This is a genomic window from Acinetobacter sp. WCHAc010034, from assembly GCF_001696615.3.
In the GTDB taxonomy this organism is placed as follows: Bacteria; Pseudomonadota; Gammaproteobacteria; order Pseudomonadales; family Moraxellaceae; genus Acinetobacter.
In genome coordinates this window covers 2,974,200-2,988,823 of the sequence record NZ_CP032279.1, presented here as the reverse complement: position 1 = coordinate 2,988,823, position 14,624 = coordinate 2,974,200, and the positions used below count along the sequence as shown (strand labels likewise).

The window sequence follows — 14,624 nt, the reverse complement described above, 5'->3', positions numbered from 1 at the left end:
AATTCCTTAAACCGCTGTTTTCACTATATAATAAATTTCAGGAAATTGCGCGCGCATGATGCATTCCGCAGGATTTTTCTTTATTCGACTTAAGTCTTGGGCATATAGCATTGCTGCCTGAATGCGCATTTCAGGCTGCGGTGCGGCCTTTTCGGGACGCTTTCCCTCCAGCTAAAAAAGGCTGGCAGCAGCCTGCAGGCAGCGCCATGAAATGATATCATTCAGCCATGATGCGCTTTTCCGAGGAAGCGCCGGCCGCAGTGAAATTCAAAGCCAAAAACCGGCTGGATCATGCCGGCTTAAGCCCAGCCTGAACATCAGGCGCTTCAAGCCGCGGATGCTGCTCTGCCCCTTCCGGCCAGTGCCTTTTTTTTCATCGGCATTCTACACAACACATGGCTGTTATGGCATAATCAAAATAATTTCATGAGTTTATTTTCGGTATTTTTTTTATGAATCTGGAGCGGGTCGATCTCAATCTACTAATTTACCTAGACGTACTTCTTCGTGAAAAAAATGTAACCCGCGCCGCAGAGCAGCTGGGCGTTACCCAGCCCGCAATGAGCAACATTCTCCGCCGTTTACGCAACTTATTTAATGACCCGCTTCTGATCCGCTCTTCTGAAGGCATGACCCCGACAGAACGCGCCCTGGAACTGCAGCCGCGCATCCGCGATGCCTTGTCCGACCTATCGATGATTCTGGAACCGCGCACAGAGTTCCGTCCTTACACCTCGAACCGCGTATTCCGCATTATGACCTCTGACTATGCCGAAGCCACGCTGGTTCCGCGCCTTGTCAAAGCCCTGCGCTCTGAAGCGCCGAATGTGGTGCTGGACTTTTTAACCCCCAGCGATGTGTCCTACCGCGACATGGAACAGGGCAAAGTCGATCTTGCCATCAACCGCTTCAATGAAATTCCGCAGAGCTTTCACCAAGTTCTGGTTTGGCGCGACAGCTTTTCCTGCCTGCTGAACAGCAAGCACCCGGCTTCCAGCAACTTGAACCTGAAAAGCTATTTGGATGCGCAGCATATCTGGGTGTCTAAAACCGGCATGGGCGTCGGCTTTGGCGTCAACCCGGAAAAGCAGGCCGGCTTAGGCTGGATTGATCAGGCTTTGGAACGCATCGGCCAGAAGCGCAAAATTTCAGTGTTTACCCGCCATTATCAAATGCCGGGCCTGCTGGCTTCCAATGTGGATTTGATTGCGACGCTGCCTACACGCATTGCGCGCCTGCAGGCAAAAAGCCAGAACCTGCTGCTGAAAGATCCTCCTTTCTATATTCCGGAATTTGAACTGAAGATGGCATGGTGCCCGTTGCTGCACCATCATCCTGCGCACCGCTGGCTGCGCCAGCTGATTCTGTACGTTGCCCGCCAAATGATTGAAGAAGAAAACCGCGAATTCCTGCTGAATAATTCCCAGTTTTCGCACTATTAAACATAATTAATCTTAAATTCTTCTTTTTTAAGCTTATACTGTGACTTGAGGAAATAACTGGCTTATTCCCTCAAGTTTTTCCGTGTTGAAAATATTCATAATAATGATGATCCGCAGGTGGATTTGTGAGCCTCTTCCAGAATATCGTAATCATCGCCATCCTTATTGCGGGAGCCGGTTTCTTATCATTAACTGAAATCGCCCTGGCCGGTGCGCGTAAAGTTAAACTTAAAATTCTTGCAGAATCGGGCGATGAGCGCGCGCAGAAAGTTCTGGATTTGCAGGAAAATTCCGCCGATTTCTTTGCAGCCTCGCAAATCGGCTTGAATGCTGTCGCCATTCTGGGCGGTATTTTAGGCGAAGGCGCTTTCCGCCCTTATTTCTTTGAATTGGTTTCACGCTTCTATGCCGGCAGCTGGGCTGAAACAATCAGCTTTGCGCTTTCATTTACTTTAGTCACCTCCCTGTTCATTCTTTTTGCTGACCTCATGCCCAAACGCATGGCGATGATTGCCCCGGAAAAAATCGCGGTTTCCGTCATTAACCCGATTCAGATTTTCATTACGGTCTGCCGCCCGCTGGCATGGATCATCAACGCAATTGCCAACCTGCTGTTCCGCTTATTTAAGGTCAACACCACCCGCGAAGACAACATTACCTTTGATGATATTTCCGCCGTAATGGATGCCGGCGCGCAGGCCGGCGTGCTGCAGAAGCAGGAGCACCACTTTATTGAAAACGTGTTTGAGCTGGAAGAGCGCAATGTGCCGTCCAGCATGACCACGCGTGAAAATGTGGTGTTTTTCACCCTGAAAGAGTCTGAAGCCAGCATCCGCCAAAAGCTGGCCGAATATCCGTACTCCAAATTTCTGGTCTGCAGCGAAAATATTGATGATGTGATTGGCTATGTTGACGCCAAAGATATTCTGGTGCGCATTCTGAACAATCAGGCGCTGCTCCAGCTGAACGAAAACACCATCCGCAACGTGCTGACCATTCCAGATACCCTGACCCTGTCGGAACTGCTGGACCGCTTCCGCTCCACCAAAGAAAAATTTGCGGTGGTGATTAATGAATACGCCTTAGTTGTCGGGGTCATTACGCTGTCCGACATTATGATTACGGTGATGGGCGACTGGGTCACGCCGATTGAAGCCGAACAGCAGATCATTAAGCGCGACAACAATTCATGGCTGATTGACGGCAGCACGCCGATTGAAGACATTAAGCATGCGCTGGAAATCGATGAAATGCCGGATGAAGAGAACTATGAAACGCTGGCCGGCTTCATGATGTACCGCCTGCGCAAAATACCGCGTCCGGCCGATGCGGTGATTTACGACGGCTACAAGTTTGAAGTAGTCGATGTCGATCATTTTAAAATTGACCAGCTGCTGGTGACCCGCCTGCTGGAACAGCCGGAAGCGCCGCAGGACGCGGAATAAGCTGGCTGCTGTTTCTCCAGCGCCCTGCTCCGCCGCCTGAATTGACTCTCTTGCTGTTTTGCGAAATGCAGGCGGTAAAAAAGCGCCTGAAGGCGCTTTTTCATTGACTCATCCGCAATCAGCGCTTGCCGATCAGCGCATCTAAAACCGCCTGATAATGAATGGCGATATCTTCCGCTAAAATACTGTAAGCGTTGTCAAACTGCACCATCGGCCAGCCTTCTTTCCAGAAAGGGAAAATATTGTGCAGATCATGGGTCACGGTCGCGTCTTCGCGGCTAATCGCCTGCGCCACCTGCGCCAGCACTTGCGCTGTTTCAGCGCCGTCAATCGCCAGATAGTCAATGCCGCGCGCTTTTAAAATGCGGATGCGGTCTTTTTTATAGCGGATTTTCTTGCTTTGCGCTTCATTCAGCTGCAGCGCCAAAGTCACCGCTTCAACAAATTTTTCTTCAAAAGAATGGCTTAAAGCCACCAAGGCCTGCTTATGCGCCTCCTGACGTCCCGCTTTGCCGCCATTGCGGATAATGACTTTTGCTTCAGCATCCAGCTCATCATTTTTCATAGACGTTAAAATATCTAAGATTTCAATAGCGCTTAAATTTTCAGGAGATTGGTCAGCCATAGCCTGCCTGTGAGTACAGTTATAAAAAGCTATTTTCTCATATTTCTGCCGGCAAAAGTGGAATATCTGCGGCCCTGAAGCGAATCAGCGCAAAATTCCGGTGCCTTGCTGCGCAAATTAAACTATATTGAACTTCAAGTTTTGGAAACATTGCACCTTGCATGATTAAAGACCAACAAGCCGCCCTCTTTCTGCAGCAGCTGAAGCTGCAGTACCCGGCCGCATTCAAGCGCAATTACCTGCTGTACAGCATGATGAAAACCAAAGGGCTCTTGGATAATCTGAAAGAGCTGATTCCCTGGCTGCTGGCGGCGATGATTTTTGTTTCCATCAGTATGAGCCTTGGCGCCTATCTGGAAAATGCCTGGCCGGATTTGGGCAGATTCCGCGCGCAGGGCTTAGCTGTCCTGAGCATCATGCTGTTTTTCATGCTGATTACGCCCATCGTGATCAAGCAGATGAAGCACAGCTCGGTTTCACTGTACCGGCAGCTGCGCCACACCCCAGCCAAGCTGGCGGGCATTATTCTGCTTCAGGCCATCAATATCGCCTATATTGAAAGCAGCTTCCTGCAGTCGCTGCTGTTTATTCTGGCCATGAATTTCGGCTTTGTGCGCTTCTATAAAGAAAACTTATTCCGCGAGCACAGCAGCAGCCATCAGCGCTACTATCTGCAGGAAACCCGCCGCGTATGCTTCTGGTCCTATAAACAGGTGCTGAAAATCCAATGCCGGCTGTTTTTCAGCAAGCGCGGCTCAGCTAAAGCGCAGCGCTTAAAGCCGCAGCTGGAACACCTGCAGCAGCTGCATGCCGATGCTTTGCGCTTTGAGCAGCGGCTGTGCAAAAGCCTGAAGCATGCAGATGTGGAAACTTATTTAGACGGCATGATGAAATAAAAAAACCGGGCATGCAGTAATGCTGATCAGTTAAGGAGTTTTACTATAAACTTCTTAATTTTTGGGGCTATTCACGACGGAGTCTTACCGTTTTTAAATCGAATTTTTGGAGCTCGTTTTGTTCCTTGCGAAACAGTGTTTCTCATTCGCCAAAAGAACCAAAAGCATTTGTCATCCGCGAAACCTGTTCACTTTCTGCACTTAAATAATTTTGTTGCAAAAACAGTCCATTTCAAAGGACAGATAGGTTGCGGATGACGCTTCCGCGTATCAAATAATGTCGCAAGTTTAAAAAAGAAAAAGCCAGTCAGTTTCTTAACTGACTGGCATTAGGGCATGCAGCCCGGTTTTTTATGCTTCAGCGCTGATTATTCTGTAATTTTATGCAGTTTTCGCCAGATCCGGCACAAGCTGCAGCGCTGCGTCAAACAGCCGGGTTTCAGCCGTTGAAGCATCCAGGCTATAAGCTTTCTGCTGCACCGTATTGACAAAAATCCATTCCGATTTCACCTGCTGCGCATCAAAGCTGACTTTCAGATAGCCGCGCTGATTCAGGTTGCAGTATTCCAGCTCATCAATCAGCAGGCTGAAGGCCTGCTCAAACTTATGCAAATCCGCATCGCTAATCTGCAGGTATTTTTCCAGGCCCGGCGATGAAACCGAGCTGGCCGCCAGCTCAATGCCAATCTGATTTCCGGCTTGATCATGCAAGGCTGAATGCCATGCATTGTGCGTGTCGCCCGCCAGCACCACTACCTGCTTATTCAGCGCTTTGCAGGCGCCGTAGAGCATTTCGCGCTCATAAGCGTAGCCGTCCCATGCATCCAGATTATAAGGCGCTGCGGTCTTGATGCGCTTCAGCTCCTCTGCTGTTAAGCTCTCTGGCGCCATTATCTGCTTAATTTTAATCGCGCTGAGCTCATCAATCATCTGCTTAATCGCCAGCAAATCGCCCGGGCCGGCCTGGCCGCTTTGCACTTTTTCCAGCATCAGCAGTATTTCAGCCGGAATCAGCATCTTAGACATCAGCACCTGCTGGCCTAAAACATTCCATTTGGCTGCAGACTCCGCCAAAGAAGCGCGCAGCCAGCCCAGCTGCTCCGCCCCCAGCATGGTCCGCGCCGAACTCTGCAAATCGGCAGCGAACTTTTGCGCATCCAGCCCGCCAGCGGTCAAATAATCCTTATAGTGCAGCTGTTCGCTCCGCGCCAGAATGCGCGTATCCAGCATATTCAGCTGCACCAGATCGCCGAAATTGAACTGGCGGTAAATGTTCAAATGGTCATTGGCGGTTTTAGGGCGGATCGGCATCCATTCAAAATAAGCCTGCAGCGCGGCGGTCTTGCGCGCAAAAAAATCGCCTTCATCCTGCTGATGATTGCCGGCGCCGGCCCGCCATGCATCATTGGCCAGCTCATGGTCATCCCAAATCACAATAAACGGATGGCGCTGATGCGCCGCCTGCAAATCGGCATCCAGGCGGTACAGCGCATAGCGCTTGCGGTAATCCGCCAGGCTCAGCAGCTCCTTGTTATTGTCCGGCGCCAGCGTCCGCCCCAGCGCTTGAGCATTTTCCGTTGCGTAGCCGCCCTGGCCGTATTCATAAATATAGTCGCCTAAATGCAGCACCGCATCGACATTCTGCCTGGCCATTTCCTTATACACATGAAAATAGCCGGCCGGATAATTTGAGCAGGAACAGACCGCAAAGCTGACCTGTTCCGCAGAGGCCGGCAGGGTTCTGGTCTGCCCGACAGCAGAGACGGCATTGCCGAATTTAAAGCGGTAAAAATAGCGCTGCGCCGGCTTCAGCCCCGCAGCGTCAACATTCACAGTAAAATCAGCGGCGCTGCTGGTCTGAACTTTGCCGGAATTAACCAAGGTTTTAAACTGCTCATCCTGCGCGATTTCCCATGCCAGCTCCAAGCGCAGGCTTTCATCTTCAGGGGTGATGCGGGTCCATATAATCACCCGGTCCTGCTGCGGATCGCCGCTGGCCACCCCATGCAGGAACTGCACTTTGGCGCCGTTTTGATCATCATCGCTGCCGCAGGCGGTCAGCCCGATAGGCAAGCCTGCTGCCCCGAATCCCGCCAAGGTTTTCTGAATCATTTCGCGGCGGGAAATTTTACTTTTCATCATGTGTCTGAGTATCCGGTTTTTTAGCCTAACATAAATAAGGCCTATTGCACTTTGATCTCAGAATGATGAATTAAATATGACAGCGCTTATCCGGCAGAATCATGCAGCGGTTTTTTAAACTTAAGCATCTGTTTTGCCTAAATTTAACCCAATTGCTGCGATTCCCGCTTGCCAAGCCGCACAGCCTCTACTATGATTGCGCACATGCCCGAGTGGTGAAATCGGTAGACACAGGGGATTTAAAATCCCCCGCCCACAAGGCGTGCCAGTTCGAGTCTGGCCTCGGGCACCATTTTAATACTTGTTGAAATGGCGCAGTAAAGAACCCAGCAATATGCTGGTTTTTTTATGCCCGAATTTTTATAATCCGAACAATAACAGCCCTGATAAAAACAGCAATGAAAAAATACAGCCTTGCCGGACTCGGCCTGCTTCTGGCCTTTTCAGCAGCGCAGGCGGAAAGCCCTGAAGCGGAAAAATTTTATGACAGTTTTGCCGGAACCGTTAGCCAGCGCGCAAACCAGCTGTTTTTGAAGCGCTGCGACTTAACCGCCTATGAATATCCCATGCATTTTAACCATGCAGAAGACCAGTCCAAAATTGCAGGCTATTTAAAAAGATACCCAAAATTCTGGGTCAATATACTCGGCGATGTAGATGCAGAAAAAGAGGTTTATCATTTAACTGTAGAAGAGGTTTCTGAGCTTCATCCCGGGGAGAGCTGCCATCTAACCGATCTGCTCGATGAGCTTACAGCGCCGGCGGAAAATCCGAGAAGCTAGCGGATTAGCATTGCAGATAGGGGCGGCTCACCACTCCCTATTTGCAATCAGCTCTTCCATTTCAATCTCCATATAGCCTTCCGACTGCGCCGCCATCATCATGGCCTCAGCAATATAATCGGCGGCGGCATCATCCAAAGACGAATCCAGATCTTCAAACTGCGGCTTCATCGCATTGATTGCAATGACTGCTTCATGGGCAAAATGGTAGATCTCGGCGTCTGACAATTCAGGCTTCGCCAGCTTTTTGGCAAACTGCTCGATGCACTGCTTTACTTCCGCAACCAGAATATCCGGGTAGTAATCATCATCAAACATAGGGAGAAGTAAATCTGCAAACATACAGGCACTCGAAATATACAAAATAAGCGAGCCTGTATACCATATCGGCACAAATTTACCAAATAAAACCCGGCGGAATTCCGCCGCACAGCGCGCAGGCTTCCTTTATCCGGCAGCCTGCACCGCCTGCCAGACTTTAACGGCATCCGCCATGGCCTTTACATCATGCGCCCGCACCATGCAGGCGCCCTGCTGCAGGCTGAATAGATGCGCCGCCACAGAGCCGGCTGCGCGATTCTGCGCATCGGCGCCGCCCAAGGCTTCGCCGATAAAGCGCTTGCGCGAAAGCGCCGACAGAATGGGATAGCCCAAGGCATTCAGCTTATAAAACTCATTCAGCAGCTTTAAATTCTGCTGCGCATTTTTAGCAAAACCGAAGCCAGGGTCAATCAGGATATTTTCCGCCTTAACCCCCGCCTGCAATGCGTCATTGATGCGCTGCTGCAGCTCATGCATGACATCCGCAGTGACATCATCATACTGATTCAGGCTGTTCATGGTGGTGGGCTCGCCGCGCATATGCATGATGATCACCGGAATATTCAACTCAGCCGCGGTTTCCAAAGCGCCGGGGCGGGTTAATGCACGCACATCATTCCAGATATGCGCGCCGGCTTGAACTGCAGCGCGGATCACCTCCGGCTGGGAAGTATCTATCGAAATCACCGCATCCAGCTTCGCCAATTCTTCCACGACAGGCACCACGCGGCGGATTTCCTCTTCCACCTCTACTGCGGATGCGCCGGGCCGGGTCGACTCCCCGCCCACATCAATCACTGTTGCGCCGTCGGCGATCATCTGCCGGGCATGCGCAAGCGCCAGTTCCCTGCTGTTATGCCTGCCGCCATCACTGAAGGAGTCAGGCGTTACATTTAAAATCCCCATGACATGCGGCACGGACAAATCCAGCTTCAAGTTTCCGCACGCTAAGATTTTTTTTGGCAAAGGCATTAACTGCATTCAATCGCTCCTGTTGTTGCTGCCGGCATTTTAGCAATTCTGCATCCGGCATAGGGCTGAATTCTTTTCAGCTGGCTGCAGGCCAGCATTCAGCCCATAAAAAAAGAGCCTCTCTTGAGGCTCTTTCCTATTTCAGCTGCAATCAGCTTGCCGGCAATGGCGGCGGCGTTGCCGGGCCATCCGTTGGCGTTACGTCAATTACAGGATTTTCTGCAACATAAACTTTCGGCGGCTGCGGTTCGCGGCCTTCCATAATGTCGCGGATCTGCTCGCGGTCAATGGTTTCCCATTCCAGCAGGGCTTTCACCATGGCATGCGCAATATCCTGATTATTTTCAAGAATATCTCGCGCAACGCGGTACTGCTCATCAATAATGCGGCGGACTTCGGCATCCACCTGCTGCTGCGTCGCTTCAGAGATGGTGCGGCTGCCGATGCTGCCCATGAAGGACTGCTGAGAGTCATCTTCATACACCATTACGCCCAGCTTGTCAGACATGCCGTACTTGGTCACCATGGCGCGCGCCATTTTAGTTGCGCGCTCAAAGTCATTTGAAGCGCCGGTCGACATTTGATGAATGAAGACCTCTTCCGCAATGCGGCCGCCGAACAGGATTGAAAGCTCGTTCAGCATTTTGTCTTTGTAATGGCTGGTCTGGTCATGTTCCGGCAGCTGCCAAGTCACGCCTAAAGCCCAGCCGCGCGGCATAATCGTTACCTTATGTACAGGGTCTGTGCCCGGCAGGATTTCAGCGACAATCGCATGGCCTGCTTCATGGTACGCAGTCGCGCGGCGCTCTTCTTCGCGCAGCACCATGGATTTGCGTTCCGGCCCCATGTACAGCTTGTCTTTCGCATCTTCAAAGTCATGCATATCGACTGTGTTCTTGTTGCGGCGGGCAGCAAATAAAGCCGCTTCGTTCACAAGGTTCGCCAGCTGCGCGCCGGAGAAGCCCGGCGTACCGCGCGCCAGCACTTTGACATCAACGCCTGTGGTCGACGGCAGTTTCTTCAAGTGGACATTCAGGATCTGCTCGCGGCCTTTAATGTCAGGCAAGCCCACCATCACCTGGCGGTCAAAGCGGCCTGGACGCAACAGGGCTTTATCCAGCACATCGGCGCGGTTGGTGGCAGCGATGACAATAATGCCTTCATTGCCTTCAAAACCGTCCATCTCGACCAGCATCTGGTTCAGGGTCTGCTCACGCTCATCATGACCGCCGCCTGTGCCTGAACCGCGGTGGCGGCCGACTGCGTCAATCTCGTCAATAAAGATAATGCACGGCGCATGGCGTTTCGCCTGCTCGAACATGTCGCGCACGCGCGATGCGCCGACGCCGACAAACATTTCCACAAAGTCAGAACCGGAAATACTGAAGAACGGCACTTTGGCTTCGCCGGCAATCGCTTTCGCCAGCAATGTTTTACCGGTACCCGGCGGGCCAACCATCAGCACGCCCTTAGGAATTGTCGCGCCTAGACGCTTGAATTTTGCCGGGTCTTTTAAGAAGTCGACAATTTCAACTACTTCCTGCTTCGCTTCATCGCAGCCGGCAACATCGGAAAATGTCACTTTAATTTGGTCTTCAGAAAGCATTTTCGCTTTTGACTTGCCAAAACTCATCGGGCCGTTTTTACCGCCTGCACCGCCGCCCATGTTGCGCATAAAGAACATGAATAGCAAAATAATTAAAAGCACAGGGAAGCTAGCAATGAGAAGCTGCATTAACAAACCTTGACGCTGCGGCGCTGTGCCTTCAACGACAACGTTATTTTTAATCAGGTTCGGCATCAGTTCAGGATCTTGAACCGCTGGACGGATACTTTCAAATTCAGAACCGTTGGATTTCTCGCCACGGATTCTTTCGCCGTCAATTGTGACCTGCTTAATTTGACCAGCATTCACCGCTGCCACAAACTCAGAATAGTTCATCGCTGTCGGCTGATTGCGGTCACTGACGTTGCTGAAGATCAGCACCAGCACGCCCAGTATAATGAGCCACAACACGGCATTCTTAAAAAGATCGCTCAAAGCTTTATTCCCATATCAATCTAATTCGATCATGCCCAACCAAGGGGTGACCCTAATATTTACGCTGCAGACCAGCTTTGCAATAAGTTAAAAAGGTACAAAATGCACAATTTTTAACGTGTTGGCAAGTAAACTTTACTTGAAACCCTTCTTGCGGCCCTGCCCTAAAAGAAATACCTCTTTTGAGCGCGCGCGAGAAGCAGCCGGTTTTGCCGTCTTCAATACATCAAAGTTATCAACAACCTGCTTGCGGAATTCGTCAAAACCCGTGCCTTGGAACACCTTGACCAGAAACTGGCCTTTCGGCCCAAGCACCTTGTTGGCGAAGTCCAGCGCAAGTTCGCACAGATAAATCTGGCGCGGTTGATCTACAGCCTTATTACCTGATGTATTGGGGGCCATATCTGAAATTACAACGTCTACCGTGCGTCCGTTTAAAATATTTAACAATTTATCGAATACTTCCTGTTCGCGGAAGTCGCCCTGCAAAAAGGTGACATCCGGAAGCGCATCCATTTCCAGAATATCCGATGCAATCACCAGGCCTTTATCGCCAACCAGCTTGCCGGCAATCTGCGACCAGCTGCCCGGCGCCGCGCCCAGGTCAACCACCGTCATGCCGGGCTTAATCATTTTGTATTTTTCTTGAATTTCAAGCAGCTTGTAAGCGGCGCGCGCGCGGTACCCTTCCTTTTGCGCTTTTTTTACAAAAGGATCATCTAAGTGCTCCCGCATCCAGTCACGGCTGCTTTTGGATAATTTCTGGTTGGTAATGCGCGTCGCCATAACTCTCTAAATAAAAATAACTTCTAATTCTTGATTGTACGTGAAAAACGCCGTATTTGCAGTATACATGTGTATCCAAATCGGCGATTCGCGCCAGTTTTTTCCAATAATCCGCATCGATATTTTACGCAGAATTTAAAGCGTTTGATCTCCGCTTTTGCTATACTAAGCCGTTTTTAAAATCAGGTTACATTTATGGCGGCTTTATCTATTCAGGAACGTAAGCGTTTACGTCAAATCGGACATGCTTTAAACCCAGTTGTCATGATTGGCGACAAGGGCTTAACTGAAAATGTAATTGAAGAATTGGGCCGTGCGCTGAATGACCACGAGCTGATCAAAGTGAAAGTTGGCGGCGAAGACCGTGAAGCGCGCGCAGCGCTGATTGCTGAAATTGCGCAGGCTTCCGGCGCTGAAGTTGTGCAGACTATTGGCAAAATTGCCCTGCTTTACAAAAAGGCAGCCAAGCAGAATCAAAAATTGTCCAACCTTGTCCGTCACGCGCATTTATCTAACTGATTTAGATCATGGCAAGTTACGAACTGAATGCGTTTGACCGCCGTTTTGAAGCCATCTCCCTTGTCGGCGCAATTGAGCAGCAAAGCCCCTATACGCTGAATGTAGGCTACTGGCTGCGCGACCCGAATCAGTATATGCAGTGGCCCGCCTTAGTGTCCGGCCATCCGCGTCAGGATTTCCTGTGGGAACAGACCTGCTTTGAAATTTTCATCGGCGTGCGCGGCGAGGATTTCTACCGTGAGATTAACCTCTCCCCTTCTCAGGCATGGCAGGCCTATCAGTTTGAAGAGTACCGCTATCCTGAGGATATGCCGCCTCAAGCGGCTTATGATATTGAGCTGAATCAGCTCAAGCGCACCCACTACGGCATGAATGTCAGCATTGATCTGGCGGAATTCATGCTGCAGCACAAGCTCAACTGGCAGGATCTGTATGTCGGCCTAAGCGCGGTGCTTAAAACTTCCCAAGGCGATCAGCTTTACGCCATGCAGCACAGCAGCCCCAATGCTGACTTCCACAATAAGCGGGACTGGCTGCATCAGTTCTAATAGCAAAAAGCAAAAGGAGATCCTTTTGCTTTTTTGTTTCCGCTTCAGATTGTCTTCCTGCAGGACAGCGCTCAATGCTGCCGGCGCAAAATAATCAGCGCACAGCAAAAAGGGCAATGCCTTTGCGCATTGCCCTTTCTCTGCATCAGAATGCCTTAGCTTTTCAAAGGCTCTGATTCTTCCGCCTGCGGTTGAGGCTGAGGCTTTGCAGGCGCAACTTTTTTCCACGCTTCCAAAGTGTTCTCTTTTGAACGCTTGTAGGTTTTCGCCAAATGATCCTTATGCTTTGAAGAAATCTGGCTGACATCCGCTTTCAGCTCTTTGCCCAGCTTGGAAATATCCTCAATCACTGAGTTTAATTCAGTTTTCACAAACGCTTTCAGTTCAGTTAAATCTTTTTGCGATGAGCCAAGCTGCACTTTCAGCTGTTCAATTTTCTGCAGCACGTCCTGCTTCAGCTGGCGCAGCTGGTCCTGCACGCCGGCGTTCAGCTGTTTCGCTTCTGCCTGAATTTTTTCCTTGCCTTCAGTAACCGCTTCCGCGGCATGCTGTGTTGCTTCTTTCGCTGCCTGTTCAAGCTGCTCTGCGCCGTCTGCTGCGATCGTTTTCAGGGATTTCGCTGCTTCTGCCTGTTTTTGCGGTGCCGCCATGATCTTATACCTATAGTTATACATGTGAAGCACAGCTTAAACTGATTTGATAAATTTTAATTTATGATTTGTCAGACAATAATTATTTGCTTACATTTTTTAACAATATTCAAAAAACAAACTTTCAGCCAAAATGCAAGCCTTTTATCTGGCATATTCGCAATAAATAGAATGGACTTCCCGGCGCTTGCCACGTATAATGCCGTGTTAAGTTCAAGCGAGCAGATGCAAGGAGGGTAGGTTTTAAATTAGCCTTCCTTTTTTTTCGTCTACTCGCTTTTTTACAGCCTAAATTTCAGGAGCTTTGGTTTGAGCACCCCAGCAATTTTAGCCCTTGCCGACGGTACGATCTTTAAAGGAACGTCTATCGGTGCATCGGGTAGTACGACTGGTGAAGTCGTTTTCAACACTGCCATGACTGGCTATCAAGAAATTTTGACTGATCCAAGCTATGCGCAGCAGCTTGTTACCCTAACCTACCCGCATATCGGCAACACCGGCTGCAATGATGAAGACGCTGAATCCGGCCGGATTCATAAAGTATGGGCCAACGGATTGATCATCCGCGACCTGCCTTTACTGCACAGCAACTTCCGGTCTACACAGTCTTTAGGCGAATACTTAAAAGAACACAATGTTGTGGCGATTGCCGACATTGATACGCGCAAATTGACGCGCATTTTGCGCGACAAAGGCGCGCAGAATGGCTGCATCCTTGCTGGCGAAAACATCACTGAAGAACAGGCATTAGAAAAAGCGCGCGCATTCGGCGGCTTAAACGGCTTAGACCTTGCGAAAGAGTGCTGCGACCCGGAAGGTTTCGAGTGGACTGAAGGCTCCTGGACGCTAGGCAAAGGCTTCTCCCAGCCTGAACTTAAATTCCATGTCGTTGCATACGATTACGGTGTCAAAACCAACATCCTGCGTATGCTTGCAGACCGCGGCTGCAAATTGACTGTGGTGCCTGCGCAAACTCCTGCTGCTGACGTGCTTGCGCTGAATCCAGACGGCGTGTTCCTTTCGAACGGCCCTGGCGATCCGGCTGCATGCGGCTATGCAATTGAAGCTGTAAAAACTCTTGTAGAAGATGCCCGCAACCTGCCTGTATTCGGCATTTGCCTGGGCCATCAGATCCTTGCGCTGGCTTCCGGCGCTAAAACTGTGAAAATGCCTCACGGCCACCACGGTGCAAACCATCCTGTGCAGAACCTTGAAAACGGCACCGTGATGATTACTTCGCAAAACCACGGCTTCGCAGTGGATGCAGAAACACTGCCTGCAAACCTGAAAGCGACGCACAAGTCTTTGTTCGATCAAACCCTGCAGGGCATCCATCGCACAGACAAGCCGGCGTTCAGCTTCCAAGGCCATCCTGAAGCAAGCCCTGGCCCGCATGACTGCGCACCATTGTTCGATCATTTCATCGAACTTATCGAAGCATCTAAGAAGTAATTA

At 50.4% G+C, this 14,624-nt stretch carries 14 protein-coding genes and 1 tRNA gene; 8 read left to right on the top strand and 7 right to left on the bottom strand.

Going from position 1 to position 14,624, the window contains the following annotated elements; all coding sequences use genetic code 11:
• Positions 1-452: 452 nt before the first annotated feature.
• Positions 453-1,442, top strand: a complete 990-nt coding sequence (locus BEN74_RS16015) for a LysR family transcriptional regulator (protein WP_068913628.1) — start codon at positions 453-455, stop codon at positions 1,440-1,442.
• Between the two features lie 125 nt (positions 1,443-1,567).
• A complete protein-coding gene (locus tag BEN74_RS16010; protein ID WP_068913626.1) occupies positions 1,568-2,887 on the top strand; it encodes a hemolysin family protein in 1,320 nt (439 codons plus the stop codon).
• A gap of 118 nt (positions 2,888-3,005) precedes the next feature.
• Here the strand turns inward: BEN74_RS16010 and BEN74_RS16005 are convergent, their stop codons facing one another.
• Entirely contained in the window at positions 3,006-3,512 is a 507-nt protein-coding gene (locus BEN74_RS16005) for a hypothetical protein (RefSeq protein ID WP_068913623.1), read from the bottom strand.
• 161 nt (positions 3,513-3,673) lie between these two features.
• Here BEN74_RS16005 and BEN74_RS16000 point away from each other — a divergent pair, with 161 nt between their 5' ends.
• Positions 3,674-4,408 carry a hypothetical protein gene (locus BEN74_RS16000; protein ID WP_068913621.1) on the top strand — a complete coding sequence of 245 codons (735 nt, stop codon included), beginning with the start codon at positions 3,674-3,676 and terminating at the stop codon, positions 4,406-4,408.
• Positions 4,409-4,789: 381 nt separating this feature from the next.
• Here the strand turns inward: BEN74_RS16000 and BEN74_RS15995 are convergent, their stop codons facing one another.
• The gene (locus BEN74_RS15995) at positions 4,790-6,547 is read right to left on the bottom strand and encodes an alkaline phosphatase D family protein (protein WP_068913811.1); all 1,758 of its coding nucleotides are present in this window, start codon (positions 6,545-6,547) and stop codon (positions 4,790-4,792) included.
• A gap of 209 nt (positions 6,548-6,756) precedes the next feature.
• Between BEN74_RS15995 and BEN74_RS15990 the strand changes: the two genes are divergently transcribed.
• Positions 6,757-6,842 (top strand) — tRNA-Leu (locus BEN74_RS15990).
• 106 nt (positions 6,843-6,948) lie between these two features.
• Positions 6,949-7,332, top strand: coding sequence for a hypothetical protein (locus BEN74_RS15985; protein ID WP_068913619.1), 384 nt, complete (start codon positions 6,949-6,951; stop codon positions 7,330-7,332).
• A 27-nt stretch (positions 7,333-7,359) separates the two neighbouring features.
• Here BEN74_RS15985 and BEN74_RS15980 read toward each other — a convergent pair whose 3' ends face one another.
• From BEN74_RS15980 to rlmE, 4 genes are all read right to left on the bottom strand, one after another.
• Complete coding sequence (locus BEN74_RS15980; RefSeq protein ID WP_068913612.1) at positions 7,360-7,674, bottom strand: DUF5713 family protein; 315 nt, start codon at positions 7,672-7,674, stop codon at positions 7,360-7,362.
• A gap of 105 nt (positions 7,675-7,779) precedes the next feature.
• Positions 7,780-8,634 carry a dihydropteroate synthase gene (folP, locus tag BEN74_RS15975; protein WP_068913609.1) on the bottom strand — a complete coding sequence of 285 codons (855 nt, stop codon included), beginning with the start codon at positions 8,632-8,634 and terminating at the stop codon, positions 7,780-7,782.
• Positions 8,635-8,776: 142 nt separating this feature from the next.
• Complete coding sequence (gene ftsH / locus BEN74_RS15970) at positions 8,777-10,666, bottom strand: ATP-dependent zinc metalloprotease FtsH (RefSeq protein WP_068913607.1); 1,890 nt, start codon at positions 10,664-10,666, stop codon at positions 8,777-8,779.
• Between the two features lie 135 nt (positions 10,667-10,801).
• Positions 10,802-11,452, bottom strand: a complete 651-nt coding sequence (gene rlmE / locus BEN74_RS15965; protein ID WP_068913605.1) for a 23S rRNA (uridine(2552)-2'-O)-methyltransferase RlmE — start codon at positions 11,450-11,452, stop codon at positions 10,802-10,804.
• A gap of 195 nt (positions 11,453-11,647) precedes the next feature.
• On the opposite strand from rlmE, the gene yhbY reads away from it, so the two are divergent.
• Entirely contained in the window at positions 11,648-11,971 is a 324-nt protein-coding gene (gene yhbY, locus BEN74_RS15960; RefSeq protein ID WP_068913602.1) for a ribosome assembly RNA-binding protein YhbY, read from the top strand.
• An 8-nt stretch (positions 11,972-11,979) separates the two neighbouring features.
• Positions 11,980-12,519, top strand: a complete 540-nt coding sequence (locus tag BEN74_RS15955) for a DOMON-like domain-containing protein (protein WP_068913600.1) — start codon at positions 11,980-11,982, stop codon at positions 12,517-12,519.
• 155 nt (positions 12,520-12,674) lie between these two features.
• On the opposite strand, the gene BEN74_RS15950 is transcribed toward BEN74_RS15955, so the two are convergent.
• Entirely contained in the window at positions 12,675-13,169 is a 495-nt protein-coding gene (locus BEN74_RS15950) for a hypothetical protein (protein WP_068913597.1), read from the bottom strand.
• 309 nt (positions 13,170-13,478) lie between these two features.
• Here BEN74_RS15950 and carA point away from each other — a divergent pair, with 309 nt between their 5' ends.
• Positions 13,479-14,621 carry a glutamine-hydrolyzing carbamoyl-phosphate synthase small subunit gene (gene carA, locus BEN74_RS15945; protein WP_068913595.1) on the top strand — a complete coding sequence of 381 codons (1,143 nt, stop codon included), beginning with the start codon at positions 13,479-13,481 and terminating at the stop codon, positions 14,619-14,621.
• Positions 14,622-14,624 lie beyond the last annotated feature (3 nt).

Bases quoted from the DNA above. Each gene is read 5' to 3' on its own strand.
- BEN74_RS16015 (WP_068913628.1), top strand. From the start codon at position 453: ATGAATCTGGAGCGGGTCGATCTCAATCTACTAATTTACCTAGACGTA.
- BEN74_RS16005 (WP_068913623.1), bottom strand. From the start codon at position 3,512: ATGGCTGACCAATCTCCTGAAAATTTAAGCGCTATTGAAATCTTAGAT.
- BEN74_RS16000 (WP_068913621.1), top strand. From the start codon at position 3,674: ATGATTAAAGACCAACAAGCCGCCCTCTTTCTGCAGCAGCTGAAGCTG.
- BEN74_RS15995 (WP_068913811.1), bottom strand. From the start codon at position 6,547: ATGAAAAGTAAAATTTCCCGCCGCGAAATGATTCAGAAAACCTTGGCG.
- BEN74_RS15985 (WP_068913619.1), top strand. From the start codon at position 6,949: ATGAAAAAATACAGCCTTGCCGGACTCGGCCTGCTTCTGGCCTTTTCA.
- BEN74_RS15980 (WP_068913612.1), bottom strand. From the start codon at position 7,674: ATGTTTGCAGATTTACTTCTCCCTATGTTTGATGATGATTACTACCCG.
- folP (WP_068913609.1), bottom strand. From the start codon at position 8,634: ATGCAGTTAATGCCTTTGCCAAAAAAAATCTTAGCGTGCGGAAACTTG.
- rlmE (WP_068913605.1), bottom strand. From the start codon at position 11,452: ATGGCGACGCGCATTACCAACCAGAAATTATCCAAAAGCAGCCGTGAC.
- yhbY (WP_068913602.1), top strand. From the start codon at position 11,648: ATGGCGGCTTTATCTATTCAGGAACGTAAGCGTTTACGTCAAATCGGA.
- BEN74_RS15955 (WP_068913600.1), top strand. From the start codon at position 11,980: ATGGCAAGTTACGAACTGAATGCGTTTGACCGCCGTTTTGAAGCCATC.
- BEN74_RS15950 (WP_068913597.1), bottom strand. From the start codon at position 13,169: ATGGCGGCACCGCAAAAACAGGCAGAAGCAGCGAAATCCCTGAAAACG.